The organism is Actinomadura gamaensis, from assembly GCF_042652125.1.
GTDB lineage: Bacteria > Actinomycetota > Actinomycetes > Streptosporangiales > Streptosporangiaceae > Spirillospora > Spirillospora gamaensis.
This window is the reverse complement of the sequence record NZ_JBHSIT010000002.1, coordinates 463,975-487,825: the sequence shown is the minus strand read 5'-3', so window position 1 is coordinate 487,825 and position 23,851 is coordinate 463,975. Positions and strand designations below refer to the sequence as shown.

Here is a 23,851-nt window from a genome sequence, read left to right as displayed (position 1 = left end):
GGAACGTTTCCACAGCCGTCGAAACGACGACCAGCGGCGCGCCGGGACGCTCGCTTAGGAAGGCTCCCCGGTCGTCTCGGCCGGCAGGTGGAGCGCGCCGCCCCGCGCCCGCAGGTCCGCGACGGCGCGGACGTGGGCCTCGGCGCGCGGGACGTCCCCGGCTCTGATCGCCGCGGCGGCGATGTCGAACAGCGCGCGGATGACGCTCTGGAGCGCGGCCTCGCGGTCGGCGCGTCCCGGCAGCGACTCGGCGAGCGCGGCGGCCCGGTCCAGCAGCCGCGCGACGAGCGGCGGGCCGGTGGCCGGGGCCTTCGCGATCTCGGCCAGCGCGCCGACCCGGACGACCGGGTCGCCGATCGCCTCGGCCGTCCGAAGCGCCCCGTCCGGGTCGCCGGCGCCGACGATCGCGGTGACGACGTCCAGGTTCGCCCAGTCCCGGTCGAGCGGGTCGCCGAGGCGGGCGGCGGCGTCCCGCAGCTCCCCGGCCAGCGCGAGCGCGGCGTCGCGGCGTCCGGCGTCGGCGAGGGCGCAGATCACCGTCAGGAGCAGGCCCGTCCGGACGTGCGGCTCGGCGGCGGAGCGGGCGACCGCCTCGGCGCGGTCGAAGTCCCGCCGGGTCACCGCTCCGCGCAGCAGCTCGTTCTGGACGAGCGAGCGGACGTTCGGGTCCTCGATGCGCGCCGCGTCGGCGTCCGCCTCGTCGAGCGCGCCCGCGGCGTCGGCGATCCTGGCGATGTCGGCGAACGCCAGGTCCCGGTACCGGACCGAGCCGATCTCCGAGGCGATCGAGCGGGCGCGGCCGAGGTCGCCGCGCGCCGCGAGGGTGACGATGATCTCGTGCCGGAACTCGGCCTCGCTCCCCGGGTCGGCGATCAGCGCGGCGACGGCCCGCGCCTCCTCGACGTGGCCCGCGGCGAGCGCGTGCCGCGCGAGGCGGACCAGCGCGTCCCGGCGCGCGGCCGGGCCCCGGACGGTCGCCGCGAGCCGCCTGGCACGATCCAGCGCGGCTCCCGCCGCCAGGCCGGGCGCCGCCGGTTCGTCAACGGGTTCGGTCGCGTCCGGCGGCGTGCCCGGCGCGCGCGCCTCGACCGCGTGCTCGGGACCGAGCATCCCCAGCCGCGCCATCGCGTCGGTGGCCGGGTTCCGGTCGTGGACGGCCGCGCCGCCGTCCAGAGGGCCTCCGCGGGCGCGGCTGTAGAGCGCGGCAAGGTCGCGCGCCCTGGCGGGGTCGCCCTCGGCGACCGCGCGGATGATGTCGGCGAGCACTTCGTCCGGCGGGCTCTGGACGGCGTTCAGACGTTGCGGAGGACGGAGACGACCACGCCGAGCACGACGGCCCGGTCCCCGTCGATCACGTCGTACGCGGGATTGCGGGGCTCCAGCAGCACGTGGCCGTTCCGGCGGCGGTAGACCTTCACCGTCGCCTCGTCGTCGATCATCGCGGCGACGATCTGGCCCGAGTGCGCCTCGGGCTGCTGCCGGACGACCACGAGGTCGCCGTCGCAGATCGCGGCGTCGACCATCGAGTCGCCGCGCACGCGCAGCGCGAACACCGTGCCTCGACCGGTCAGCTCGCGCGGGAGCGCCAGCGTGTCGTCGAGGTGCTCCTCGGCGGAGATGGGCGTCCCGGCGGCGATGCGCCCGACGACCGGCACGCTCACCGGCGCCTCGGCGGGGGCCGGGCCGTCCTGCCCGCGCAGGAACGTCCGCACGTCGATCGGCCGCGTCACCGACGCCGACCGGGTGAGGAACCCGAGCTCCTCCAGCGTCCGCAGGTGCCGGGAGACCGACGAGGCGGAGCGCAGCCCGACCGCGTCGCCGAGCTCGCGGGCGCTCGGCGGGTAGCCGTGCCGGACCACCCAGTCCCGGATGGCGGCGAGGATCCGCTGCTGGCGCTGGGTCAGGGCCGAGGGGTCGAGTCCGCCGAACCCGTCGAGATCGTCATAGCCGGTCACCCGCGCGAGTCTAGAGGTCCGAGGGCCCGGACGCGGCGTCGCGGACACGCGGGGGGCGCCGGCCGGACCCGAGCACGCGGGAGATGTCGGCGCAGGCGGCGGCCACGAGCGGCCCCACCCGGCGCACCCGGGACGGCGTCATGCGGGAGGTCAGCCCGGACACGCTGAGCGCGCCCGCGACCGTGCCGGAGTGGTCGAAGATCGGCGCGGCGACGCAGCGGACCTGCGGCTCGTTCTCGCGGTCGTCCACGGCGTAGCCGAGCAGCCGGACGCGTTCCAGCTCGGCGCGCAGCCGGTCGGGGTCGGTGATCGTCCGGGCGGTGACGCGGGGCATCCCGGCGGCGGCGACGCGGCGCAGCGCCGCCTCGTCCAGCCAGGCCAGCACGGCCTTGCCGACCGCGGTGCGGTAGGCGGGCATGCGGCTGCCGACCCGGGACGCCATCCGGACGTGGTGCTCGTCCTCGACCTTGTCGATGTAGACGACGTCCGGCAGGTCCGGGACGACGAGGTGGCAGGTCTCGGCGAGCTCGCGCTGGAGCCGCCGGAGCGGTTCGGACGCGACCGTGCGCAGGTCCAGCGACGCGAGGTAGGCCTGGCCGAGCCGCAGCGTGCCGGGCCCGAGGCGGAAGCGCCCGGTGTCCCGGTCGCGGGTCAGCAGGTCCGCCTCGACCAGCGGCGTGGTGAGCCGCAGGACGGTGCTCTTGCTCAGCCCCAGCGCGTCCGCGGCCTCGGTCAGGGACACGCCGCGGCCGTCCGCGGCGCGCGCCCGGACGTGGTCCAGGACGGCCAGCGCCCGGCGCAGGGACGCCGACCGGTTCCGTTCGTCGCTCATTCCCCTCCCTCTGCCCCCGCACCTTAGGAACCGTCTCCGCGCCGCGCCACGTTCGCAACACCGCGTTGTGCAGTGCACAACGTTCGCGCCGCGATCTTCCGGCCGGGGCGGGCGGCGGCGCACGGTGGCCTCCGACCCGCCGACTCTCAGCTGCGAGGTGTGTTGCGCGATGTTCAGATCCGCCCGTTTCGCTCTGGCCGCCGTCACCGCCGCCGGAACCGTCCTGGCCCCCGCCGCACCGGCCGCCTTCGCCGGAGCCGCCGGGACCGCCGGGGCCCCGCCGCGGTGCGACCCGGACGCCTACCTCGCCCGGATGACCGACCGGGAGAAGGTCGGGCAGATGGTGATGGCCATGGCGCACGACGGCCCGGACGGGATGCCCGACGACGACACCCGGCGGGCCGTCCAGGACCTGGAGATCGGCTCGACCATCACCTCGGAGCCGCGCACGCCCGGTCTCGCAGCGCGGTACAACAACCGGCTCCAGCAGTGGGCCGAGGGCACGCGGCTCGGGCTGCCGCTGCTCCAGTCGGGCGACTTCGAGTTCGGCACCACGCACAACGTCCGCGAGGGGACGACGCCGCTGCCGAACGCGATGGGCCTCGGCGCGGCGCGCGACCCGCGCCTGGCCGCCGAGTCCGCGCGGATCACGGCGGACGAGGCGCGCGCGATGGGCTTCCAGTGGAACTTCGCGCCCGACGCCGACGTGAACACCAATCCGGACAACCCGATCATCGGCGTCCGGTCGTTCGGCGAGCGGACCGACCTGGTGTCGCGCCTGGCGGGCGCGCAGGTGCGCGCCTACCGCGCCGCCGGGGTGATCGCCACGCCCAAGCACTTCCCCGGCCACGGGGACACCAAGACCGACAGCCATCTCGGGCTGCCGTCGGTCGGCTACGACCGGGCGACGCTGGAACGCGTCCACCTGCCCCCGTTCCGCGCGGCGATCGCGGCGGGCGCGCCGGCGATCATGACGGCGCACGTCGTGCTCAAGGCCGTCGACCCGGACCTGCCCGCGACGCTCTCGCCGAAGGTCCTCACCGGGCTGCTGCGCGGGGAGCTCGGGTTCCGCGGGCTGATCGTCACCGACGCGATGGACATGGGCGCGATCGCCGGCCACTGGGGTGCGCGCCAGGCCACGGTGATGGCGGTGAAGGCCGGCGCGGACGTCGTGATGGCGAGCGGCGAGTACCGGACGCAGGTGGACGCCGTCGAGGCGCTGTCGGACGCCGTCCGGTCCGGTGAGCTGCCCCGGACGCGCATCGACGAGTCGGTGCGGCGGGTGCTCGCGCTCAAGTGCGGTTACGGCGTGTTCCGGAACCGGTTCACCGATCCGGCGCGCGCCGAGCGGCTGGCGGGCAATCCGGCGTTCCTCGCGGAGGCCCGCCGCATCGCGCGGGCGGGGGTCACGCTCGTCCGGAACGACGGGAACGTGCTGCCGTTCGACCCGCGCTCGAAGCAGCGGACGCTGGTCGCGGCGGCCGTCCAGTCCGAGCAGCTCGCGCAGGCCGTGGACGCGGTGAGCGCCGGGCCGGTGACGCGGTGGCAGCCCGCCACGACCGATCCGTCCGACGCCGAGATCGCCGAGGCGGTGCGGCTCGCGCGCGGCGCGGACCGGGTGGTCGTCGCGACCTACTCGGCCGGGCCGCTGCCGTCCGGGCAGGCGAGGCTCGTGCGCGCGCTCCAGGAGACCGGGAAGCCGGTCGCCGCGGTGGCGGCGGGACTGCCGTACGACATCGCGTCCTACCCGTCGGTGCGGGCCTACGTCGCGTCCTACGCGGTCACCGCGCGGGCGCAGCGGATCGACATGTCGGCCTACCGCGCGACGGCGGACGTCCTGTTCGGCGCGCGGCCCGGCGGGCGGCTCCCGGTGACGATCACCGGTCTCTACCCGTTCGGCCACGGTCTACGGTACGGAAGGTGAACGCTGGCGTTATCTGTCGTAACGGCGGGTTCTTTACTGGCAGATTTCGGATCTTCCGGGCGTGGTACAGGTGATCTAGCATCGCGCTGACATCGCTTGGTCCCGAGTTCTGACAATCCCGCCGCGCGCGCGGCGGAGACCGTCGTCCCCCGCCCGAGAGGACCCGATCGACATGACCCGACGCCTCATCGAGGCGGCCGCCGCCGCCCTCACCGCCGGCGCCCTGCTGGCCGGACCCGCCGTCGCCGCGAGCGCCGACCCCGGCCCGACCGCCCCGCTGCCCGCCCGTCCGGCCCCGACCGCGCCGCTCGCGCCGGTCCGCGCCACCGACTACCACGCGATCGTCGCGCTGAGCAACTGCTCGGGCTCGGTCGTGCGCGGACCGAAGTCCGTGGACAGCGACCCCGCGCTCGTCCTCACCAACGGCCACTGCAGCGAGCTCGGCATGCCGGGGCCGGGCGAGGTCGTCACCGACCACTCGTCCTCGCGCTCGTTCACCCTGCTCAACAGCAGCGGGACCGGCTCGCTCGGCACGCTGCGCGCCTCGCAGATCGAGTACAGCACGATGACCGACACGGACGTCACGCTGTACAAGCTCCGCCTGACCTACGGCCAGATCAAGGCGCAGTACGGCACGTCCGCGCTGCAACTGTCGCCCGACCACCCCACGGCCGGGACGCCGATCAGCGTCGTGTCCGGCTACTGGCGCAAGACCTACAACTGCGGTATCGACGGGTTCGTCTACCAGCTGCACGAGGCCGACTGGGTGTGGAAGGACTCGCTGCGCTACACCGCGTCCTGCAACACGATCGGCGGGACGTCCGGCTCGCCGGTCATCAGCAACACCTCCGGCCTGGTCGTCGGCGTGAACAACACCGGCAACGAGGACGGCGAGCAGTGCACGCTCGACAACCCGTGCGAGGTGGACCAGAACGGCAACGTCACCGTCCGCCAGGGGATCGGGTACGGCCAGGAGACCTACCTGCTCACCCAGTGCCTCACCACGCACAGCGACATCGACCTGACCAACCCGAACTGCCGGCTCCCCCGTCCCTGACCCGGAACCACCACGGCCCGGGCGCCCGCGCCGCGCCCGGGCCGTGTCATGCGCCAGACGACGCCGCGGGGAGCCCGACCCGGTCCGAGATGTGCGCCACGAAGCGGCGCAGCGCGGGGTTCGGGTTGTCGCGCGACCAGGCGAGCGTGATCGGGACGGTCGGCACCGGGTCGGCGAACCGCCGGACGGCGACGCCGGGGACGTGCAGCGTCGCGGCCTTGCCCTCCGTGACGAAGCTGATGCCCCGCCCCTGCGCGACGGCGTACAGCATGTGCTCCTCCTCGGGCTCGGAGTGGGCGATCTCCGGGCGCACGCCCTCGCCGAACACCTCGTCCAGCATCCGGTCCCACATGCGCGGGCCGTGCTCGCGCGGCCACCACACCAGCGGACGGCCCGTCACGTCGGCGCGCCTCAGGCGGCGCTTGCGGGCCAGCGGGTCGCCGGTGGGGACCGCCGCCACGACGGGCTCGTCGCCGACGGTGAGGGAGTCCAGGTCGTCGCGCGGGTCGTCCAGCATCCGCACGAACGCGGCGTCGAGGGACCGCTCGCGCAGCCGCTCCTCGTCGCGCGCGGTGAACCCGCTGGTCACCCGCACGTCCACGGCCGGGTGGACGGCGCGGAACGGCTCCACGAACTCGGTGACGACCTCGCGCGGCGCGGACCGGGTCAGGCTGACCACCAGCCGTCCCGCCTCGCCGGTCCCGTGCCGGCGGGCCAGCTCGACCGCGGCGTCGGCGCGGGCCAGGACGTCTTTCGCGGCGGGCAGCAGCGCCGTCCCGGCGCCGGTCAGCGCCACGCCGCGCCGGTCGCGGGCGAACAGCTCGACGCCCAGCTCCCGCTCGAACACCTTGATCTGCTGGCTCAGCGCGGGCTGGGTCAGGTGCAGCCGCGCCGCGGCGCGGCCGTAGTGCAGGTCCTCGGCGACCGCGACGAAGTACCTCAGATGCCGCAGTTCCATGCCCGGCAGCTTATCCGGCGGTGATAACCGGCGCTTATCACAGGCCAACGACTCCGACTTGGACGCGACCGCGCCGCCGGTGGCCGAATGGTGCCATGACCGAAACGACAGCCATCCGTCCTCATGCCCCTCATGCCCCGCACGGCCCTCGGGCCTCTCACGCGCCGGCCGCGGCGCGGCGCTGGATCGCGCTCGCCGGGATCCTGCTCGCCACCTTCATGGGACTGCTGGACGTCAACATCGTGACCGTCGCCATCCCGTCCGTCCAGCACGACCTGCACGCCACGTTCGGCGAGGTGCAGTTCGTCGCCGCCGGATACACCCTGGCCTACGCGGTCGAGCTCGTCACCGGCGGACGGCTCGGCGACCGGCACGGCCGCCGCCGGACGTTCCTGACCGGGGTCGCGCTGTTCGTGCTCGCCTCGGTGGCGTGCGCCGCCGCGCCGAGCGTGCTGTTCCTCATCGCCGCGCGCGTCGTGCAGGGCCTCGCGGCGGCGGTGATGCTCCCGCAGGTCCTCTCGATCATCCAGGACGCCTTCACCGGCCCGGCCCGCGCGACCGCCCTCGGCGCCTACGGCGCGACCATCGGGCTGGCGTCCATCGCCGGTCAGATCGTCGGCGGCGCGCTGCTCGCCTGGAACCCGCTCGACCTCGGCTGGCGCTCGGCCTTCCTCGTGAACGTCCCGTTCGGCGCCGTCGCCCTGCTCGTCGCGGGCCGGACCGTCCGGGAGAGCCACGGCGCCCGCGCCCGCACCGACCTGATCGGCGCGGCCGTCCTCGCCCTCGCGCTCGTCGCGCTGCTGCTGCCGCCCGTCCTGGAGGCGAGTCGGGCCGTTCTCGCCGCCGGACTCGCGCTCGGCGCGGTCCTGCTCGCCGTCTTCGTCCGGATCGAGCGGCGGCAGTCCGACCCGCTGGTGCCCCCGCGGCTGCTCGCCCAGCGCCGGATCGTCCGCGGCCTGCTGACCGTCCTGGCCTTCTACGCGGGCAACGCGGGCTTCTTCCTCCTGCTCGCCTACCACCTCCAGGCCGGGCTGGGCCGCACTCCCCTGCAGAGCGGGCTGATCTTCGCGCCCCTCGGCGTCGGGTTCGCCGTGACGAGCCTGGCGGGCCGCCGCTTCGCCGCCCTGACGAGCGGGGCCGTCCTGGCGGGCGCCGGTCTCTCCGCCGTGCCGGCGGTCGTCCTCACCGTCCCGCAGCACTCCCAGGTCGCCTGGCTCCTGCCCGCCCTGACCCTCTGCGGCGCGGGCCAGGGCCTCGTCGCCGCGCCCCTCATCGGGAAGGTCCTGGAGGGAGTGGACCCGGCCGACGCCGGGGCCGCCAGCGGCGTCCTGCTCACCGCCACCCAGATCGCGAACGCCGCCGGTGTGGCCCTCGTCGGCGGCCTGTTCGCCCGGACCCTCGGCGCGGCTCCCGGCCGGCCCGGCGTCCCGTTCTCCGCCTACGTCCACGCGACCGCGCTCACGACCGCCGCCGTCCTGTGCCTGGCCGCGCTCACCGCCGTCCTCACCGCCGTCCTCGGCCGGCTCCGCTGACGCCCGCACTGTCGGAGGCGGCCTCTAGGTTCCAGGCGAGGGATCCGAACCCCGCCTGGAACGAAGGGCAGTGATGAGCGGCATCGACTGGATCGACCCCGACCCCGACCCCGACCTCGACGACCTGGACGGCCTCGACCTCCCGGAGAACGTCCGGCGCTATCTCGGCGCGCTGTCGCGTTCGTCGGCCGAGCCGTCGCGGGTTCCCGAGGCGCGGCTGCTCGCACCGGGCGAGCGGGCGATGATCGAGGACGGGCCGGAGCTGGCCGAGCTGTGCGCCGGCATCGCCCATGACGGGTTCTCGCTGGCCTGCGTCGCGGACCGGCGGGCCGTGGAGGTGCTGTCCCTGTGGACGGTGACCGAGGTCATCGTCACCGACGAGCAGACGCCCTGGTACGAGCTGGACTTCGGCGGGGACGAGGACGTCCTCGGCATCACGGACGTGCCGGGCGGGTGCGTGATCGCGCAGCCGTGGGGTGACGAGGCGGATTCCGTTCTGCGCTCGGTGACGGCCGGGACGTTCGGCTACGGGATGTACGCCAACCCCAAGAGCGGTGACCAGGGCCGCATCGCCGAGGACGGTGAGATCGTCCGGGGCGACCTGCACCCTGGTCACCGCTCTTACGGCGACGTCGGCGGGCGGGAGGTGCTGGCGGCGGTCGCGTCCGGCGGAAGCGCGATCGCCCACTGCCTGCTGTATGCCGGGCTCCGGCCGGACTCGCTGGATTTCCTGGAATATCCGGACGCCTGGGTCCGGGTCGCAGGCGGTCAGGGGCGGTAGTGGCGGAAGTTCACTGAGAGGCGGTTCGGCGCCACGTCCAGGACGTGCATCATCGAGCCGTCCGGGCGGGGCAGGAAGGTGAGGGCCTCGACCTCGGTGCCGGACGGAAGGTCCGGGGTGAGCACCCGGGCGACCGCGCCGGTGTCGAGGTCGATCTCGTAGACGGCCTTGGTCGCGCCGTCGGACGAGGCGTACAGGCGGTTCTCGTAGTACTTCGCGCCTTGCAGGTGCGGGACGGGCTGGCTCAGCGGGACGCGCTTCACGAGGTGGCCGTCCGCCAGGCTGTAGCAGTTGATCGCCGTGGCGTCGTACTCCGAGGACAGCAGGTAGCCGCCGCCGACCGCCGTCCAGGGGACGCCGTCGCGCTGGATGTCCTGGGGCAGCGAGAACGCGGTGCCGGTGTAGGAGAGCGACGAGGCGTCGTAGACGGCGATGTAGGGATGCTGGTACTTGCTGCCGTCCTCGATCGGCGCGTAGATCTTGCCGTTGTAGTAGTCGATGCCGCCGATGTGGTTGTCGCCTTGCAGCGCCAGCGCGGACGGGATGGCCAGCGTGTTCGACGCCTGGGTCCTGCCGTCCAGGGAGACGCGGCTCAGGCCGTACTGCCAGGAGAAGTACCAGGCGCTGCCGTCGGTGGTGACGCCCTGGGAGCGCTGGAGGGCGTCGGTCAGGTAGAAGGTGTCGCTGGAGACCTGCTGCCAGGTGGCGGCGGACGCCGGGGCGGCGAGGGCCAGGGCCAGGGACGCGGCGGCGGCCAGGACGGTCGGAAGGCGGCGCTTCATCGAGGGCTCCCGTCGGGCTTCATCGAAGGGCTCTCCTGTCAGGACGTCAGCAGGCGCGACTTGAGGGTGGCGATGGTGGCGTCCGAGAGGCCGAGGCCCTTGCGGACGTAGTCGTCGAACGACCCGAACGAGCGGTCCACCTCGGCGAACGCCGCGTCCAGCCAGTTGGCGCGGACGCTGTCGGCGCCGTAGTAGGTGTTGCTGGCCAGGTAGTCGCTGTAGACCGTGGCCCGGTCGACGCCGAGGAGGGTCAGCAGGACGGCGGCGCCCCAGCCGGTGCGGTCCTTGCCCGCGGTGCAGTGGAACAGGGCCGGGTCGGGCTGGGCGGCGAGCGAGGTGAGCAGGTCGTGGTAGGCGGCCTGCGCGCTCGGGGCGTTCACCATGAGCCGGTAGCCGAGGTTCTGCTCGGCGTCCTCGGACGAGGAGAGCAGGCGCGGCAGCGCGAGCAGCAGGGCGAGCGTGAGGTCGGGCGCGGTCGGCAGGCCCTTGCTGAGGTCGATCAGGTCCGCGACCTGGTAGGACGCCCCGGCGGGCAGCTTGTCCGGCGCGTCCCTGCGCTCCTGGCCGTTCCGCAGGTCCACCACGAGCCTGATCCGGTCGGCGGCGAGCGTGGTGAGGTCGTTCTGGTCGAGGTCGCTCAGCTTGTTCGAGCGGTAGAGGACGCCCATGCGGACCCAGTGGCCGTCGGCCGTCCGGTAGCCGCCGACGTCGCGGAGGTTGCGGGCGTGCGGCAGGTGCAGCGAGCGGTCCGCGACGACCAGCGGGACGCCGTTCGCCGGGACGAGCCGGAAGTACCAGCGCGCGGCGGACGGCAGGCCGCTCGCGGTGAGCGTGCCGGTCGCGCCGCCGGATCCGACGGGCCGCGGGGTCCCGCCGCCGGACGCGTCGGTGGTCGCGGTGACCGTGACGTTCCCGGCGTCCGGGGCCTGCCAGCTGATCGTGTACGTGCCGTCCGCGCCTTGGGTGACGGCGGCGGAGGTGAACACCGAACCGGCCGTCACCGCCGCGCGGGCGGGAGCCGCCTGCCTGTGAAGCGCGAGCGCGGGAGACGCGAGCGCGGGAGACGCGAGCGCGGGAGACGCGAGTGCAGGGGAGGCGAGCGCAGGGGACGCGGGGGCCAGGAGGGTCAACGCGGTCGTCAGGGCGATGGTCGTGCGCATGGGGGCCGCTCCTTGGGACGGTCTCAGCCTTGCGGGGGGATGGTGCAGGGGCGTCCGGCGCAGGTGTCGGCGATCAGGCCGGTGCGCAGGAACCCGGCGAGCTGGGCCATGGCCTCCGCCGAGCCGCGCGTGTCGCCGTGCGGGTCGTGCCCGGCGGTGTTGGGCGTGTCGGTGGTCGGCGGCGCGGGCGTCCCGCTGTCCCAGATCACCAGGCCGGAGCCCGCGTGCGGGAAGCGGGTGAGCGAGGGTAGGGCCCAGAACGGCGTGACGTCGGGCTTGCGGCCGGGCGCGAGCGCGGGCTGCCGCACCGGGACGTCCCCGAGCGTCCGGGCCATGACCTCGGTGGCGATGTTGGCCACCTGGTGGTCGCCGAACGCCTCGTGGACCAGGACGCGGTGGACGGGCGTGCCCGGCAGCGGGTCGCGGGTGACGTGCGCGGCGTAGCCGTCGCCTTCGCCGCGGTCCCAGAGCATCTGGATCAGGTTGAGGACGAGCTGCTGCTCCAGCTTGTCGGGATAGCTGACGTTGAGCAGCGTCTCGTACTGGGCGAAGTCGACGCTGCGGTTCAGCATCGTGCTGTAGTTGATGCCGGGGACGATCAGCGCGGCGCGCCGGAAGTCGGTGGCCAGCGCGGTCAGGGCCGTCCCCTGGATGCCGCCCTGGCTCGCGCCCGCGTAAGCCAGCCCGCCGCCGATGAGCGGGCGGCCGTCCGGTGCGCGGAACGCGGCGTCGGCGGTGAAGCCCTTCGGCTGGACGAGGTCGCGCCCGAGGAAGAGGAAGTCCAGGTAGCTCTGCTGCTGCCGGTCCGGAACGGTGTTGAAGCGCGAGACGTTCAGCAGGACGCTGGCGACGTTCGCGATGTCACCCTGCGACATCCCGATCCAGTCGGTCGCGCAGAGCATCAGGTCGTGCTGCTGCGAGGCGCGGCGCAGCTTCTCGCTGTCGATCTCGGACGCGCTGCCCATGAGCCCGTGCCCGTAGAGCACCGGCTGGGCGGGCTCGTCGAGCGCGCTTCGCGGGATGTTGCAGCGGAAGTTCGCCTTCTGGACGTTGCCGGGGATCTGCTCGGGCAGGCCGTCGCGTCCGAAGTGCAGCGACGATCCGGGCGGGCCGCCGGGCAGGTCCAGGTAGCTGGGGACGTCCACGGTGCCCTCGACCCGCCGCGCGAGGTAGGGGTCCTGGCCGGTGGTGAAGTCGGTGACCTTGCCGACCGTGAACGCCGGGGCGCGCGAGCCGAGCTTGCGGAACGCGTCGTCCCGCATGTGGACGGCCCGTTCGGTGAGGTTCCGGGTGGACGCGACGGTGAAGTCCCACGCCAGGTAGAGCCCCGACGTGGACACGTGGTGCGCGTTCAGCTCGCGCACCGTCCGGCGGAGCGCGATGCCGCGCTCCCTCTCGGTGCCGCCGAGCGGACGGCCCGACAGCATGCGCCGGACGGCGGGCGTCGGCTGGAGCGCGTGCCCGTCCTTGTCCTTGAGGTCGCGGAGCAGCACCAGGTAGCGGTGCCCTTCGCGGAAGTTGCGCGCCGGACGCACCAGGAGCAACCGCCGTGACTCGGGCGCGTTGACGTCGAGTTCCGCGAAGTAGGGCCGGCGCTCGCCGGTGCGGGCGTCCATCAGGACGATCGGCGCGTCCGGGTCGAGCGAGCGGGCCATGTCGGTGATCGGGGCCGCGCCGGTCCGGGCGAGGTCCAGGCCCGGGATCCGGGTCAGCATCGCCGAGCCCGGGGAGAACCCGTCGCCGCGGTTCCACTGCGCCGGATCGGCCGGGACGACTCCCCCGGCGCGCGGCGTGGCGAGCGGCGACAGGTTCACGCGCCGTCCGGTCGCGGTGGTGCGGTCGGGCACGGTGAACCAGTCGTTGGGGAACGGCAGCATGCACGCCGCCGTGTCGGCGGGATCGCACACGTGCGCCGCCGCCGTCCCCGCCGCCGCCGTCCCCGTCCCCGTCGTCCCCGTCACGGTCGTCCCCGCCGCGGCCTCGGCCCCGGCGGGCGCCACCGCCGAGGCCGAGGCGGCCGCGGTGAGCAGCGCGGCCAGGACGGCGCGGACCCTCATCGCACCGCCTGGAGCTGCCCGGCGATGATGCGCGCGTAGTTCTCCTCGCCCGTCCGGTTCGGGTGCAGCGGCGCGGCGGCCGAGGTCGGGACGTAGCCCTCCAGCCACTTGGCGGACGGCGCCTGGCACGCGTCGTGGCCCGCGCTCGGCGTGACCAGGTCGATGTAGGTCATGCCGTGCGCGGCGGCCTGGCGCGCGATCGCGGCGTTCATCCGGTTGACGCTGCCCTGGAGCCAGTCGGCGTCCACCGGCAGGACGGGCACGGCGGGCCAGCAGCCGCCCGGCTTGATGTAGAGGCCGTATCCGGTGACGACGACGCGCGCCTCCGGCGCCCGCTGCCTGATGCCGTCCAGCACGGTCGAGAGCTTCGGCTCGAACGCGTCGATGCGCTGGGCGACCTGGTCGACGCCGCCCTGGGTGTACTTCGTCTTGCAGGGCGTCCCGGTCGGCAGCAGGTTGACGCAGTTCTGCGCGACGCCGACCAGGCCGGTGTCGTTGCCGCCGATCGTGAGCGTGACCAGCTTCGTGTCGGCGGTGAGCGCGTCGAACTGCGGCGGCGCGGTGCCGGCGGGCTGCCCGGCGAGGCTGAGGCTCTGCGGCTCGGTCATGTGCTTGGTGGCCGCGCCGCTGCACGTCACGTCGGTCAGCCCGGCCACGCCGAGCCGGGACGCGAGCTCGTGCGCGTAGTTGTGCGTGGACCGGCCGCAGGCCACCGGCCCGGTGATGTCGGGGATGAGCGGTCCGGACGCCATCGAGTCGCCGAGCGCGACGTACGCGGGCGCGGCCGCGCGGGCCGGCGCCGCGAGGGCCAGCGCCGCCAGCGCGGCGGGGACGAGGGCGGCGACGGAGCGGCGGAGCAGGGGACGGGCGGTGAGGGGACGGCGGAGCCGGGGGTGGGTGGTGAGCGGCACGGGGTCCTCCTTGGGTGGCGATGCAATACTCAGCCCGCCGGACCCGATGACCGTCAGGGAAATATCCAGAGATGGGCGGAGGATCCTGTGACCGAGACCAAACCGTCCGGTAACCGCGCGCCGTCCAGCCGGGCCCCGGCGATCGGCGGTGTCCCGGCGGACTCCCTGCTCGGCGCGCAGGTCCCCGCGCTCGCCCGGCGGATGGTGGCGACGTTCGCCGACAGGTTCCCGACGTATTCGGCGCTGCCCCGCGAGGAGCTCGCCGGGGACATCACCCGCGTCGTCGAGCACAACCTGCGGGCGTTCGTCCGCACCCTCCGCACCGGACGGCCGCCCTCCCCCGACGACCTCCTGGAGATGGCCCGGTCCGCGGCCCGCCGCGCGGAGGAGGGCGTCCCGCTGGGCGCGGTGCTGTCGGCCTACCACCTCGGCTGGCGGATGGGCCTGGACGCGCTGGTCGCCCGCGCCGGCCCGGCGGACCTGGACGCCGTCATCGAGGTCGAGCGGATCCTGCTCGACGTCCTGCAGCGCGTGTCGGCGGCCGTCGCGGACGCCTACGTCGAGGAGCACCAGGCGCTGCGCGGCCAGGACCAGGCGGCCCGGCACGAGGTGCTGTCCGCGCTGCTGGACGGCCAGGACCCGAAGGACGCCGCCCGGCGCGCGGGCGTCCGCCCGGCCCCCGCCTACGCGGTGCTCACCCTCGCCCTCGGCGTCCATCCGGACGAGACCGACTCGGGCGTGTCCAGCAGCGTCGCGGCGCGCCGCAAGCTGCGCCGCATCCAGGCGGAGATCGACCACCACGGCCGCGACCAGGCGCTGCACGCGCTCAACGCGCACGGCGGGACGGCCCTGCTGCCGGTGGACGACCCCGGCGCGGCGCTGGCCGGCAGCTGGGACCGGCTGACCGGGCTGGTCGCCCGCATCGCCGACCGCGCGGGCACCGCCGTCCACGCCGGGGTGGCCGCCACCGACGCCGCGTCGGTCGCCGAGGCCGCCCGCGAGTCGGCCGACATCCTGGAGATCGTCCGGATCACCGGACGGCCGCCCGGCGCCTACCGCATCACCGACGTGCTGCTCGACTACCAGCTGTCGCGTCCCGGTCCGGCGCGCACGCACCTGGCGGAGCTGCTGGCCGTCCTGGACGCCCACCCGGTGCTGCTGGACACGCTGCGCGCCTACGTCGTCAGCGAGTTCAACCGCCGGCGGGCCGCGCCGCTCCTGCACGTCCACCCGAACACCGTCGACTACCGGCTGCGCCGCATCGCCGTCCTCACCGGCCTGGACCCGACGTGCCCCGGCGATCTCCCGCAGCTGCGCGCCGCGCTCGTCGCCCACGACTTCACCCCGCCCCGCCCCACCTGACCCTCGAAGGGCGCCCCGGGGCGGAATGCGAGGAGTGAGGGCGGGGTTGGGGACGATCATGACGAGTGTGCTTGCCGTGTCCGGGAGTCTCCGGGACGGATCCACCAATTCGGCCGTGTTGCGGACGGCGGCGGCCGTCGCGCCCGAGGGCGTGACGGTGCGGGAGTTCGGAGGGCTCGCGGCGCTGCCGCACTTCAGTCCGGACGACGATCGCGAGCCGCTGCCGGAGGCCGTGGCCGCGCTGCGGGAGGCGATCGGCGCGGCGGACGCGGTGCTGTTCTGCACGCCCGAGTACGCCGGGGCGCTGCCCGGATCGTTCAAGAACCTGCTGGACTGGACGATCGGCGGCGGGGAGATGTACGGGAAGCCGGTGGCCTGGCTCAACGTGTCGTCCGCCGCCGCGCCGACCGGGGGCGCCGGGGCGCACGACTCGCTGCGGACCGTCCTCGGGTACGCCGGAACCTCGATCGCCGAGGACGCGTGCGCGCGGATCCCGCTCTCCCGGCAGGACGTGGGCGAGGACGGACTGGTCGGCGATCCGGCGGCGCGGGAGGCGATCGCGCGCTCGCTCGCGGCGCTCGCCGCTGCGGCTGATGAGCACCGGGACGAGTGGACTGACGTCCGGTAAGGGGCTGGTTGGCCGGTTTCGGCAGTCCGGGGGCGGGACGGCGCGCGCGGGGTGAGCATGGAGCGGCATCCACAACGGAGGCCGTGATGGCTACTGCGCTCGACGTCCCCCTCTTCCGGCCCGACCCCTACCGGGCGTACGCCCGCCTCCGCGAGAAGGCGCCGGTGTACCGCGACGACGAGTGCGACTTCTGGGCGCTGTCGCGGCACGCGGACGTGAGCGTCGCCTTCCGCGACGCGGAGACGTTCTCCAGCCGGAACGGCAACATGCTCGACCCGCTGCTGTGGGGGCCGGACGCGGCGGCGTTCGCGTCCATCTCGGCGATCGACCCGCCCCGGCACACGCTCGTCCGGGGACTGGTCTCCCGGGCGTTCACGCGGGCGCGGCTGGCGCGGCTGGAACCGCGGATCGCCGAGATCGCGAACGGGCACCTGGACCGCGCGCTGGACGGCGGCGAGTTCGACCTGGTCGCCGAGTTCACCTCGCGGCTGCCGGTGGACGTGATCGGCGAGCTGATCGGCGTCCCGGCGGCCGACCGGGCCGAGATCTGGCGGCTGGAGTGCACGCTCGTCGACCGGGAGGACGAGACGGACGCGGCCGCCGCCGAACGCGCCCGGTCGATGGCCGTCCTCACGCGGTACTTCGCCGACCTGGTCGTGGAGCGGCGGCGGAACCCCCGCGACGACCTGGCGTCGGAGGTGGTCGCCGCGGCGGACGCCGACGGGACGGTCACCGAGTCGGAGGTGCTGGCCCTCCTGCTCGTCCTCGTGCTGGCGGGCGGCGAGACGACCTCCGGCCTGATCGCCAACGCGGTGGACGCCGTGTGGCGCTTCCCCGAGGCCAGGGACGCCGCCTACGCCGGCATCGACGGCTGGGTCGAGGAGACGCTGCGCTTCGAGCCGCCGTTCCAGTTCGCCGGGCGCACGCTCACCCGCGATCTCACCCTGCACGGCGTGGAGATCCCCGAAGGGGAACGCGTCCTGCTGCTGCTCGCGTCCGCCAACCGCGACGGCGAGGTCTTCGACGACCCGGACCGGTTCGATCCGACCCGCGACACCAGCGCGAAGGTCACCTTCGGCAGCGGCCACCACCACTGCGTCGGAGCGCAGCTCGCCCGGCTGGAGGCCCGCGTCGCGCTGCGGGAGTTCAGCCGCCGCGTCGCGGACTACGAGATCGACGGAGCGCAGGCGCAACGAGCGGGCGCCGCCCAGTTCCGCGACTTCACCTACCTGCCGATCCGCGTCACACCGCGTCCCGCGTAGCGCCCGCGGAGAAGGCTCTCCCCCGGTTCCCCGGTGGAGAGCCTTCACGTGCAGTCCGGGTCAGCGCAGGCGCAGCCAGGCGCCCTCGGAGCTGGTGTAGAACGTGTGGTGCTTGCGGTCGAGCCTGCCGACCGCCGCGCGGATGCGCATCCGGTCCTGGTTCCAGTAGCCCATCGTCCAGCCCGTCGTGTAGGTCTTGCCCGCGCCGAGCGTGTTGACCTTGCACAGGTTGCGGTAGTGCACCTTGGGGCCGGTCAGGTCGTAGCAGAACCCGGCGCTCTTGCCGTCGCCCCGCGTGTCCTTGACCTTGATGACCATCCAGACGAAGGAGCCCTTGGCGTCCTTCGCCCAGTACCAGCTGCCCCACACCGAGGCGCCCCGGACGCTCTGCGCCCGGAACTCGTGAATCTTGCCGATCCGGTGCACGCCGCCGTTCCCGGCGGCCGCGACCGCGTCCCCGCGGTCGGAGGACGGACCCCCGACGCGCCGTCCGGCGTCGGCCGCCGCCGGAGCGGCCAGCGCGATTCCCGCCGCCAGCACGACGCCGCCGACCAGGCCAGTTCTGAGCATGAGACTTCCCCGTCCCGAAAAAACGATCACGAACGCTCTCTGTGACCCCTGAGGGCGCCGTCCGGTTTACCGGGGTGATCCAGGTCATCGGCGCGGACGGCCTCCGGGGAGCAGGACGGTGGCGAGGGCGGCGGCCAGGCCGGCTCCGAAGGTGAAGGCCATGACGGCCGGGACGGACGTGAGCGGTTCCGGCCCGGGCCACAGGGCGTTCCGGAACGCGATCGCCAGGTGGGTGGCGAGGGCGCCGGCGATCAGGGACGTCTCGGCCGCGCGGCGCGGGCGGGACCGCGGCGGGCGGGCGACGAACCCGGCGACCGCGTTGGTGAGCAGGCAGAACGTCAGGTAGGCGGTGAACTCCACGGCGAGCATGAACGCGATGAGCAGCGGGTCCGTCCAGTGCTCGCCGAGGGCCTGCGATCCGGTGATGGCGAGGGCGGCGACCGCGCTCGCCGCGCTGAACACGGTCAGCGCGTGCCGCCGCACCCATCCGGCGGCTTCCGGACGGGCCCAGCGCCGCAGCACCGGAACCCGTTCGGCGAGCAGGAGGACATCGCCGAGCCAGTCGTGCCGCCAGCGCGCGGCCGATCCGCGCGGCGCCCGCCCTCGCCAGAGCAGCGCCGCCGCGCCGCCCGTGACCAGCGAGTTCACGATCAGGCCGCCGATGAGTGCCGCCGTCCTGGCGTCCCAGCGCGGGTGGCCGGCACCGGCGACGACGGCGGCCCACTCGGCGACGAGGGTGAGCGCGACCAGGGCCAGCATCGCGCCCGCCGCGCGGGCGGTCTGCTGCGCGCGGTCGGGACCGCCGGGCGCCCGCCACACGGGCAACCGCAGGAGGACGACCGCCGCGAGCATCGGCACGGCGAACATCGCCAGCGACACCGCGGCGTCGTACGGGTCGTCCTGCCAGGGGCTGACGGCCCGGACCGGCTTGTCCTGCGTGGCGAGCACCGTCAGCGCCTCGAACAGGGCCGCCGCGCCGAGAGACGTCCGGATCGCGAAGGTCGACGCGTTCTTCTCGGAGACTGTCACGCCTTCGATAGTACGCGCCTCGTAGTACACGGCGCGTATCAACTGGCGATCCGCGCACCGAATGCGTGATACTTGCCGCGTAGTAATGGCCGACGAGGGAGGACCGTGCAGGTCAACGACTCGCAGACGCTCGTCCTGTGCGTGCTCGCGGACGGCCCGAAGCACGGCTACGCCATCAACGGCGCGATCGAGCGGCTCACCGGCGAGCGGCTCGGGCCGGGCAGCCTGTACGGGGCGCTGACCCGGCTGGAGGCGAAGGGGTTCGTCGAGCACCTGGCGGGCGAGGGGCGGCAGCGGCCGGTGCGGCTCACCGCCGAGGGGCGCGCGGCGCTGGAGGCGGAGCTGCGCACCATGGCGCACGTCGCGGCCGTGGGGCTGCGCAACCTCGGGGCGTCCCCGGCATGACCGCCGCGCGCGTCCTGGCGCGGCTGTACCCGGCGGCGGTCCGCGAGCAGTGGGGGCCCGACCTGGAGGCCGAGATCGCGGCGGCGGGGTGGCGGTCCTGGTGGAACACCCTGCTCGGCGCCGCCGACCTGTGGCTCCACCCCGGTCTCTGGCCCGCCCGTTCGCGCGCGCAGCGGCGGCTGCGGACGACCGCGCTCGCCACCTCGATCACCGCGCTGTGCTGGTTCGTCGCCCACGTCGGCGTCGAGACCGACGACGCGCTGTCCCGCCGCGCCGGGCACTCGCCGCTCCTGACCGCCGGGGTCGCGATCATGCTGGCCGGGCTCGCCCTCATCGCCCCGCTGCCGAGACCGGAGGCCGCTGCGCTGCGCGTGCTGCTCCGGACGGCCGTCGCGCGGTTCGCCCTCCCGGCCGCGCTCGCGGCGGCGGTCGTCGCGACCGTCCGGTTCGCGCCGCTCGCGCATCCGCCGCCGCTCGCGCGGGGCGTCCTGCTGGCCGCCTGGTGGACGGCGGTGGCGCTCGGCGCGGCGCGCGCCGGCCTGATCGTCGCCGAGCTCGGCGCGCGGGTCCTGGTGCCGGCCCGTCCCGGACGGCTCGGGCTCGGCGCCCGCGTGCTCATGGCGGGCGCGGCGACCGAGGCCGCCGCGCTCCTCGGCTCGCGCCCCGACCCGCCCGGCTTCGCCGTCGCCGCGACGATCCTCGTGCTGCTCGCCGCGTTCGTCCCGGTGCTGCGCGACTGCCGGCCGCCGTCCGCGGCCGGGCCGGCGAGGTAACGCCAGCACCACCCCCGCTCGGAACCGGACGCTACCGACATCCCCGCCCCGCTCGCCCGATGCTGGAAGCACAGTCGGACGTGAGCGAGGTTCGGGGATGACGGTCATGGCATCGGGATCGGTGGAGCACAGGGCCGCGGCGCGGGACGCGGCAGCGGCGGAGGACACGGCAGCGGCGGAGGACACGGCAGCGGTGGAGGGTGTCCGCGCCGCCGGCTACCGGGCGCGCCTCGCCCGCGGCACCGGTGGCCGCGCCGCGCTGGAGATCCACGTGGACGGCGGGCTCTACGACGTGACGGTGGCGGACGGCTTCACCCGCTCGCTGCTGCGCGGTGCGGTGCAGGGGCCGGGATGGGCGCTGGCCTGGGGACAGCTCCCCCCGGACGGAGGGCCGGTCCAGGTGTCGTTCACCGGACGGCGCGTCGACCTCCCCGCCGAGGTGCGGGTGCTCGGGGGCCGGTTCTGGATCGCCGAGGCGGCCGTCCGTGCCCGGCGGGTGGTCGTCGCCGCGCCGTCCGAACGGGCGGGTTCGCGGGTCGCGAACGTCAGCCGCGCAGGCCGGCGCCGGCTCCGGGTCTGGAACGCAGGGAGCTGACGGTCGGGACGAGGGTGGCCGGCAGGGCGACCAGCGCGCAGGCGGCCGCCGCGGCGGCGAGCGGCAGCCAGGGCACGACGAGCGACGTCGCGCCGGTCACCCGGCTCAGCGCCACCCAGAACCCGGCGAGGCTCACGGCGGACACGCCCAGCGCCGGCACCACGCCCACGCAGACCGCCAGGACCGCTTCGCCCAGAGCCGCGCACACGACCTGAACAGGCGTCGCACCCGACAACCGCAGGACGGCCTGGTCACGCGAACGATCGGCCGCCGCCATCGCCAGCGTGCTCGCGATCGAGATCCCGCAGTACGCGAGCGCGATGCCGAGCGTCACGAGAATGCCGAGCCAGCTGCTGCGCCCCGTCCCGCCCGTTCTGCCTGTGCCGTCCGCTCCGCCGGCGGCGTCACGGGCGGGAACGATCTCGACGCCGAGCCCCTGCGTGGTCGCGCGCAGATCCCGAGCCACGACCGCCCGATCTGTTCCCGGCCGGACGATCACGTCGATCCGTCCGACTCGCGACGTCCCGCCCGCCAGATAGCCGCCTGTCAGGGACCCGCCCGTCAGGGACCCGCTTGTCAGGTAGGCGCGGCCGTCGTCCAGGCCGCTCTTCATGACCGCCGCGACGCGGGCGTCCGCGCGGGTGCCGTCGGCGAGCCGGAAGTGCACGACGTCACCGGGTCTCCTGCCCCATTCCTCGTCCACCACCAGCGCGTTCTCGCCGAGCCCGGCGATCGAACCGGCGCGGAGGTCCAGCCGTGCGGCCCTGCCGAGGTCGCTCCCCCGGACGATCTCGGCCTCGTACCGCCGCAGCCGTCCGCCGTCGCCGATCGCGTACAGCGCCGTCCGCTGCGACGGAACCGCGTCCACTCCGGGGACGGCCCTGACGCGCTCCAGCACCACGTCGCTCACGGCGTCCCCGGCGGTCGGCCGCACCACGAAGTCGGATCGGACGCTCTGCCGCGCCTCGGCGGCCTTCGTGGCGTCCACGCTGTAGCTGGTGCCGAGCAGCGAACCGGCCAGGCCGACCGTGACCAGGACGGGCGCGGCGACCGACGCCGTCCGCCGGGCGGCGGCGAGGGCGTTCTCCCTGACGAGCATCCCGGTCGCGCCGGCGGAGCGCGAGAGCGGCCAGGTGAGCAGCCGCGCCAGCCAGGGCACGAGCACCGGCGCGAGGAGTGCCGCCCCGGTGATCAGCAGCATCACCGCGGGCGTGTAGCCCTTGCGGTTGGCGGCCGAAGCCGGATCGCCGATCGCCGTCGCGGCCATCGTGGCGAGGCCCGACCCGAGCGCCGCCGCCCCCAGCAGCCAGCGGACGGGCGTCATGACGCGGCTCTCGACGGACGACTCGCGCAGCGCCTCCGCCGGACGCACCCGGCCGGCCCGCCGCGACGCGGCGACGACTCCGAGCAGCGCCACGGCCGGTCCGGTCAGGAACGCGATCGCGAGGGGCCAGGCCGACAGCGGCACGGTGAACCCGGACGGGGCGAGCCGGTGGTCCACCAGCCGGCGTCCGAGGAACCGGGCGCAGAGCGGCGCGAGCGCGCAGCCGGTGACCGAGGCGAGGACGCCGAGCAGCAGCGACTCGGCCGTCAGCATCCGGCGGACCTGGCGCGGCGTCGCGCCGATGACGCGCAGGAGCGCCAGCTCGCGCCGCCGCTGCGCGACCGCGAGCGCGAACGTGGACGCCACGACGAACACCGCGACGAATCCGGTGATGCCCGCCGCGACGCCGAGCAGCACGCCGGTGTCGTCGAGCGCGCGCCGCTCGCGGTCCGGATCGGGGTCGGCGTCGTGCCGCGCGTCACCGGTCAGCACCCGGGCGGAGGTCCCGGCGGCCTGCCGTGCCGCGTCCGGAGAACCCGTGACCGCGAGGGCGTCCACGCGCGGGGACAGGCGGGCGGCCTCGGCGTCCGCGAAGAACACCGCGTGCTCGTAGCCGACCGGTCCGGTGAGCCCGGAGACGGTGTACGCCCGCTCGGCCGTCGCGGTCACGACGCGGACGCGGTCGCCGGGACGGGCGCCCCCACCCGCGAGAACGATCTCGCCGGAGCCGCGCGGAGCGGTCCCGGCGGTGAGCCGGTAGCCGCCGAACCGCGCCACCGACCACGGGTGTCCGACGCTGCTCGGTCCGTCGCCGACCACGTGCGCCGGGAAGGTCCGGTCCGCGACGGCGGGCACCGCCGCACGCACCCGCGCCGCCACGTCCGGCGGCAACCCCCGTGACGCCTCGAGCGGACGACGAAGCGGTCCCACGGACGGCAACCGCTCGGGGAGGATCACCGCCCGGGCGTCCGCGAACCGTTGCGGCTCCGGCTGGTGCGCCGGGGAGAGCGTCGCGGCGAGCGCCAGGCCCATCGCGGCGGTCATCGCCACGCCGAGCGAGAGTGCGACGAACGTCCCGGCGAGCGCGTGCCGGCGCCTGCGCAGCGTGGAGAACGCGATGCTCAGCACGCGCGCGCCTCCAGTCCGGTGACGTGCGCCGACACCTGCTCGGGCGTCGCGCCCGCGAGCTCTCCGGCGAGCCGTCCGTCCGCGAGGAACACGACACGGTCCGCGTAGGACGCGGCAACCGGGTCGTGCGTGACCATGATGATCGTCTGGCGGCGCTCGTCGGCGAGGCCCCGCAGCATCCGCAGCACGTCCCGCGAGGTCGCCGTGTCGAGCGCGCCGGTCGGCTCGTCGGCGAACAGGACGGCGGGACGGGTGACCAGCGCGCGGGCGATCGCCACCCGCTGCTGCTGGCCCCCGGACAGCTCCCCCGGCCGGTGCCGCGCCCGGTCGGCGAGCCCCACCCCGGCCAGGACGGCCCGGACCTCGTCCGCCTTCGGCCTGCGGCCCGCCAGCCGCAGCGGCAGCCCGACGTTCTGCTCGGCGGTGAGCGACGACACCAGGTTGAACGCCTGGAACACGAACCCGATCCGGTCGCGGCGCAGCCGGGTCAGCGCGGTCTCGGACAGCCGGCCCAGCTCCACGCCCGCGACCACCACCTCGCCCTCGGTCGGACGGTCCAGGCCCGCCGCGCATTGCAGGAACGTCGACTTGCCCGAACCGGACGGCCCCATGACCGCCGTGAAGGAGCCCGCCGGGAACGCCGCGGTCACGCCGTCGAGAGCCGTGACGGCGCCGGACCCGGATCCGAAGACCCGGCGGACCGACCGGAGTTGCACCACCTCATCCATGCGCTGGAGTCAACCGGGCGGCGGGGGTGCGGCACATCGCCGCCAGTGCCACCTTTCGTGGTAGCGCAGGCGCTACCTTCCGGGGCGTCCGTTCGGTC

At 74.9% G+C, this 23,851-nt stretch carries 22 protein-coding genes; 10 read left to right on the top strand and 12 right to left on the bottom strand.

Translation table 11 applies throughout. From position 1 onward, the window contains the following. Positions 1-54 precede the first annotated feature (54 nt). The 3 genes from ACFPCY_RS08090 to ACFPCY_RS08080 are packed head-to-tail and all read right to left on the bottom strand — an operon-like array spanning position 55 to position 2,787. On the bottom strand, positions 55-1,266 hold the full coding sequence (locus ACFPCY_RS08090; protein ID WP_378253012.1) for a hypothetical protein: 1,212 nt from the start codon (positions 1,264-1,266) through the stop codon (positions 55-57). A 26-nt stretch (positions 1,267-1,292) separates the two neighbouring features. Then, the gene (gene lexA / locus ACFPCY_RS08085) at positions 1,293-1,955 is read right to left on the bottom strand and encodes a transcriptional repressor LexA (protein ID WP_378253011.1); all 663 of its coding nucleotides are present in this window, start codon (positions 1,953-1,955) and stop codon (positions 1,293-1,295) included. Between the two features lie 10 nt (positions 1,956-1,965). Further along, a complete protein-coding gene (locus ACFPCY_RS08080) occupies positions 1,966-2,787 on the bottom strand; it encodes an IclR family transcriptional regulator (protein WP_378253010.1) in 822 nt (273 codons plus the stop codon). 169 nt (positions 2,788-2,956) lie between these two features. Here ACFPCY_RS08080 and ACFPCY_RS08075 point away from each other — a divergent pair, with 169 nt between their 5' ends. Both ACFPCY_RS08075 and ACFPCY_RS08070 read left to right on the top strand, forming a co-directional pair. After that, positions 2,957-4,711 (top strand): glycoside hydrolase family 3 protein, encoded by a 1,755-nt coding sequence (locus tag ACFPCY_RS08075; RefSeq protein WP_378253009.1) that lies wholly within the window; start codon positions 2,957-2,959, stop codon positions 4,709-4,711. Between the two features lie 172 nt (positions 4,712-4,883). Next, positions 4,884-5,768 (top strand): trypsin-like peptidase domain-containing protein, encoded by an 885-nt coding sequence (locus ACFPCY_RS08070; RefSeq protein ID WP_378253008.1) that lies wholly within the window; start codon positions 4,884-4,886, stop codon positions 5,766-5,768. Between the two features lie 46 nt (positions 5,769-5,814). Here ACFPCY_RS08070 and ACFPCY_RS08065 read toward each other — a convergent pair whose 3' ends face one another. Beyond that, positions 5,815-6,726, bottom strand: coding sequence for a LysR family transcriptional regulator (locus ACFPCY_RS08065; RefSeq protein WP_378253007.1), 912 nt, complete (start codon positions 6,724-6,726; stop codon positions 5,815-5,817). A 95-nt stretch (positions 6,727-6,821) separates the two neighbouring features. Between ACFPCY_RS08065 and ACFPCY_RS08060 the strand changes: the two genes are divergently transcribed. Continuing rightward, the gene (locus ACFPCY_RS08060; RefSeq protein ID WP_378253006.1) at positions 6,822-8,258 is read left to right on the top strand and encodes an MFS transporter; all 1,437 of its coding nucleotides are present in this window, start codon (positions 6,822-6,824) and stop codon (positions 8,256-8,258) included. Positions 8,259-8,331: 73 nt separating this feature from the next. Beyond that, positions 8,332-9,039 (top strand): hypothetical protein, encoded by a 708-nt coding sequence (locus ACFPCY_RS08055; RefSeq protein ID WP_378253005.1) that lies wholly within the window; start codon positions 8,332-8,334, stop codon positions 9,037-9,039. Here ACFPCY_RS08055 and ACFPCY_RS08050 read toward each other — a convergent pair. Genes ACFPCY_RS08050 through ACFPCY_RS08035 form a run of 4 tightly spaced genes read right to left on the bottom strand, consistent with a single transcriptional unit; the run spans position 9,027 to position 13,949 of the window. Then, entirely contained in the window at positions 9,027-9,821 is a 795-nt protein-coding gene (locus tag ACFPCY_RS08050; RefSeq protein WP_378253004.1) for a hypothetical protein, read from the bottom strand. The genes ACFPCY_RS08055 and ACFPCY_RS08050 overlap by 13 nt on opposite strands. A gap of 38 nt (positions 9,822-9,859) precedes the next feature. Beyond that, a complete protein-coding gene (locus ACFPCY_RS08045) occupies positions 9,860-10,981 on the bottom strand; it encodes a tyrosine-protein phosphatase (protein WP_378253003.1) in 1,122 nt (373 codons plus the stop codon). Between the two features lie 23 nt (positions 10,982-11,004). Next, positions 11,005-13,038: a hypothetical protein gene (locus ACFPCY_RS08040; protein WP_378253002.1), complete on the bottom strand. Its 2,034-nt coding sequence runs from the start codon at positions 13,036-13,038 to the stop codon at positions 11,005-11,007. Further along, a complete protein-coding gene (locus ACFPCY_RS08035) occupies positions 13,035-13,949 on the bottom strand; it encodes an SGNH/GDSL hydrolase family protein (protein ID WP_378253001.1) in 915 nt (304 codons plus the stop codon). Before ACFPCY_RS08035 ends, ACFPCY_RS08040 begins: the two co-directional genes overlap by 4 nt. An 87-nt stretch (positions 13,950-14,036) precedes the next feature. On the opposite strand from ACFPCY_RS08035, the gene ACFPCY_RS08030 reads away from it, so the two are divergent. The 3 genes from ACFPCY_RS08030 to ACFPCY_RS08020 all read left to right on the top strand — a co-directional run bounded on the left by ACFPCY_RS08030 (position 14,037) and on the right by ACFPCY_RS08020 (position 17,201). Then, on the top strand, positions 14,037-15,311 hold the full coding sequence (locus tag ACFPCY_RS08030; RefSeq protein ID WP_378253000.1) for a PucR family transcriptional regulator: 1,275 nt from the start codon (positions 14,037-14,039) through the stop codon (positions 15,309-15,311). 58 nt (positions 15,312-15,369) lie between these two features. After that, positions 15,370-15,939: an NADPH-dependent FMN reductase gene (locus ACFPCY_RS08025; RefSeq protein ID WP_378252999.1), complete on the top strand. Its 570-nt coding sequence runs from the start codon at positions 15,370-15,372 to the stop codon at positions 15,937-15,939. Positions 15,940-16,025: 86 nt separating this feature from the next. Next, complete coding sequence (locus ACFPCY_RS08020; RefSeq protein WP_378252998.1) at positions 16,026-17,201, top strand: cytochrome P450; 1,176 nt, start codon at positions 16,026-16,028, stop codon at positions 17,199-17,201. Positions 17,202-17,261: 60 nt separating this feature from the next. Here the strand turns inward: ACFPCY_RS08020 and ACFPCY_RS08015 are convergent, their stop codons facing one another. Together ACFPCY_RS08015 and ACFPCY_RS08010 are read right to left on the bottom strand one after the other, a co-directional pair. Further along, on the bottom strand, positions 17,262-17,771 hold the full coding sequence (locus ACFPCY_RS08015; protein WP_378252997.1) for a hypothetical protein: 510 nt from the start codon (positions 17,769-17,771) through the stop codon (positions 17,262-17,264). A gap of 84 nt (positions 17,772-17,855) precedes the next feature. After that, entirely contained in the window at positions 17,856-18,800 is a 945-nt protein-coding gene (locus tag ACFPCY_RS08010) for a hypothetical protein (protein ID WP_378252996.1), read from the bottom strand. A 105-nt stretch (positions 18,801-18,905) separates the two neighbouring features. On the opposite strand from ACFPCY_RS08010, the gene ACFPCY_RS08005 reads away from it, so the two are divergent. The 3 genes from ACFPCY_RS08005 to ACFPCY_RS07995 all read left to right on the top strand — a co-directional run bounded on the left by ACFPCY_RS08005 (position 18,906) and on the right by ACFPCY_RS07995 (position 20,573). Then, the gene (locus ACFPCY_RS08005; protein WP_378252995.1) at positions 18,906-19,205 is read left to right on the top strand and encodes a PadR family transcriptional regulator; all 300 of its coding nucleotides are present in this window, start codon (positions 18,906-18,908) and stop codon (positions 19,203-19,205) included. Continuing rightward, positions 19,202-19,978 carry a hypothetical protein gene (locus ACFPCY_RS08000; protein ID WP_378252994.1) on the top strand — a complete coding sequence of 259 codons (777 nt, stop codon included), beginning with the start codon at positions 19,202-19,204 and terminating at the stop codon, positions 19,976-19,978. Before ACFPCY_RS08005 ends, ACFPCY_RS08000 begins: the two co-directional genes overlap by 4 nt. 97 nt (positions 19,979-20,075) lie before the next feature. Continuing rightward, positions 20,076-20,573 (top strand): hypothetical protein, encoded by a 498-nt coding sequence (locus tag ACFPCY_RS07995; protein WP_378252993.1) that lies wholly within the window; start codon positions 20,076-20,078, stop codon positions 20,571-20,573. Here ACFPCY_RS07995 and ACFPCY_RS07990 read toward each other — a convergent pair. Beyond that, entirely contained in the window at positions 20,524-23,025 is a 2,502-nt protein-coding gene (locus ACFPCY_RS07990; protein WP_378252992.1) for an ABC transporter permease, read from the bottom strand. The two genes, ACFPCY_RS07995 and ACFPCY_RS07990, sit on opposite strands and share 50 nt — an antisense overlap. Then, positions 23,019-23,753, bottom strand: coding sequence for an ABC transporter ATP-binding protein (locus ACFPCY_RS07985; RefSeq protein ID WP_378252991.1), 735 nt, complete (start codon positions 23,751-23,753; stop codon positions 23,019-23,021). Before ACFPCY_RS07985 ends, ACFPCY_RS07990 begins: the two co-directional genes overlap by 7 nt. Positions 23,754-23,851 lie beyond the last annotated feature (98 nt).

What these genes read in the sequence shown, in the direction of transcription:
- ACFPCY_RS07985 (WP_378252991.1), bottom strand. Translation starts at nt 23,753, where the DNA reads ATGGATGAGGTGGTGCAACTCCGGTCGGTCCGCCGGGTCTTCGGATCC.
- ACFPCY_RS08065 (WP_378253007.1), bottom strand. Translation starts at nt 6,726, where the DNA reads ATGGAACTGCGGCATCTGAGGTACTTCGTCGCGGTCGCCGAGGACCTG.
- ACFPCY_RS08060 (WP_378253006.1), top strand. Translation starts at nt 6,822, where the DNA reads ATGACCGAAACGACAGCCATCCGTCCTCATGCCCCTCATGCCCCGCAC.
- ACFPCY_RS08015 (WP_378252997.1), bottom strand. Translation starts at nt 17,771, where the DNA reads ATGCTCAGAACTGGCCTGGTCGGCGGCGTCGTGCTGGCGGCGGGAATC.
- ACFPCY_RS08045 (WP_378253003.1), bottom strand. Translation starts at nt 10,981, where the DNA reads ATGCGCACGACCATCGCCCTGACGACCGCGTTGACCCTCCTGGCCCCC.
- ACFPCY_RS08040 (WP_378253002.1), bottom strand. Translation starts at nt 13,038, where the DNA reads ATGAGGGTCCGCGCCGTCCTGGCCGCGCTGCTCACCGCGGCCGCCTCG.
- ACFPCY_RS08020 (WP_378252998.1), top strand. Translation starts at nt 16,026, where the DNA reads ATGGCTACTGCGCTCGACGTCCCCCTCTTCCGGCCCGACCCCTACCGG.
- ACFPCY_RS08070 (WP_378253008.1), top strand. Translation starts at nt 4,884, where the DNA reads ATGACCCGACGCCTCATCGAGGCGGCCGCCGCCGCCCTCACCGCCGGC.
- ACFPCY_RS08075 (WP_378253009.1), top strand. Translation starts at nt 2,957, where the DNA reads ATGTTCAGATCCGCCCGTTTCGCTCTGGCCGCCGTCACCGCCGCCGGA.
- ACFPCY_RS08050 (WP_378253004.1), bottom strand. Translation starts at nt 9,821, where the DNA reads ATGAAGCGCCGCCTTCCGACCGTCCTGGCCGCCGCCGCGTCCCTGGCC.
- ACFPCY_RS08000 (WP_378252994.1), top strand. Translation starts at nt 19,202, where the DNA reads ATGACCGCCGCGCGCGTCCTGGCGCGGCTGTACCCGGCGGCGGTCCGC.
- ACFPCY_RS08080 (WP_378253010.1), bottom strand. Translation starts at nt 2,787, where the DNA reads ATGAGCGACGAACGGAACCGGTCGGCGTCCCTGCGCCGGGCGCTGGCC.
- ACFPCY_RS08025 (WP_378252999.1), top strand. Translation starts at nt 15,370, where the DNA reads ATGACGAGTGTGCTTGCCGTGTCCGGGAGTCTCCGGGACGGATCCACC.
- ACFPCY_RS08055 (WP_378253005.1), top strand. Translation starts at nt 8,332, where the DNA reads ATGAGCGGCATCGACTGGATCGACCCCGACCCCGACCCCGACCTCGAC.
- ACFPCY_RS07995 (WP_378252993.1), top strand. Translation starts at nt 20,076, where the DNA reads ATGACGGTCATGGCATCGGGATCGGTGGAGCACAGGGCCGCGGCGCGG.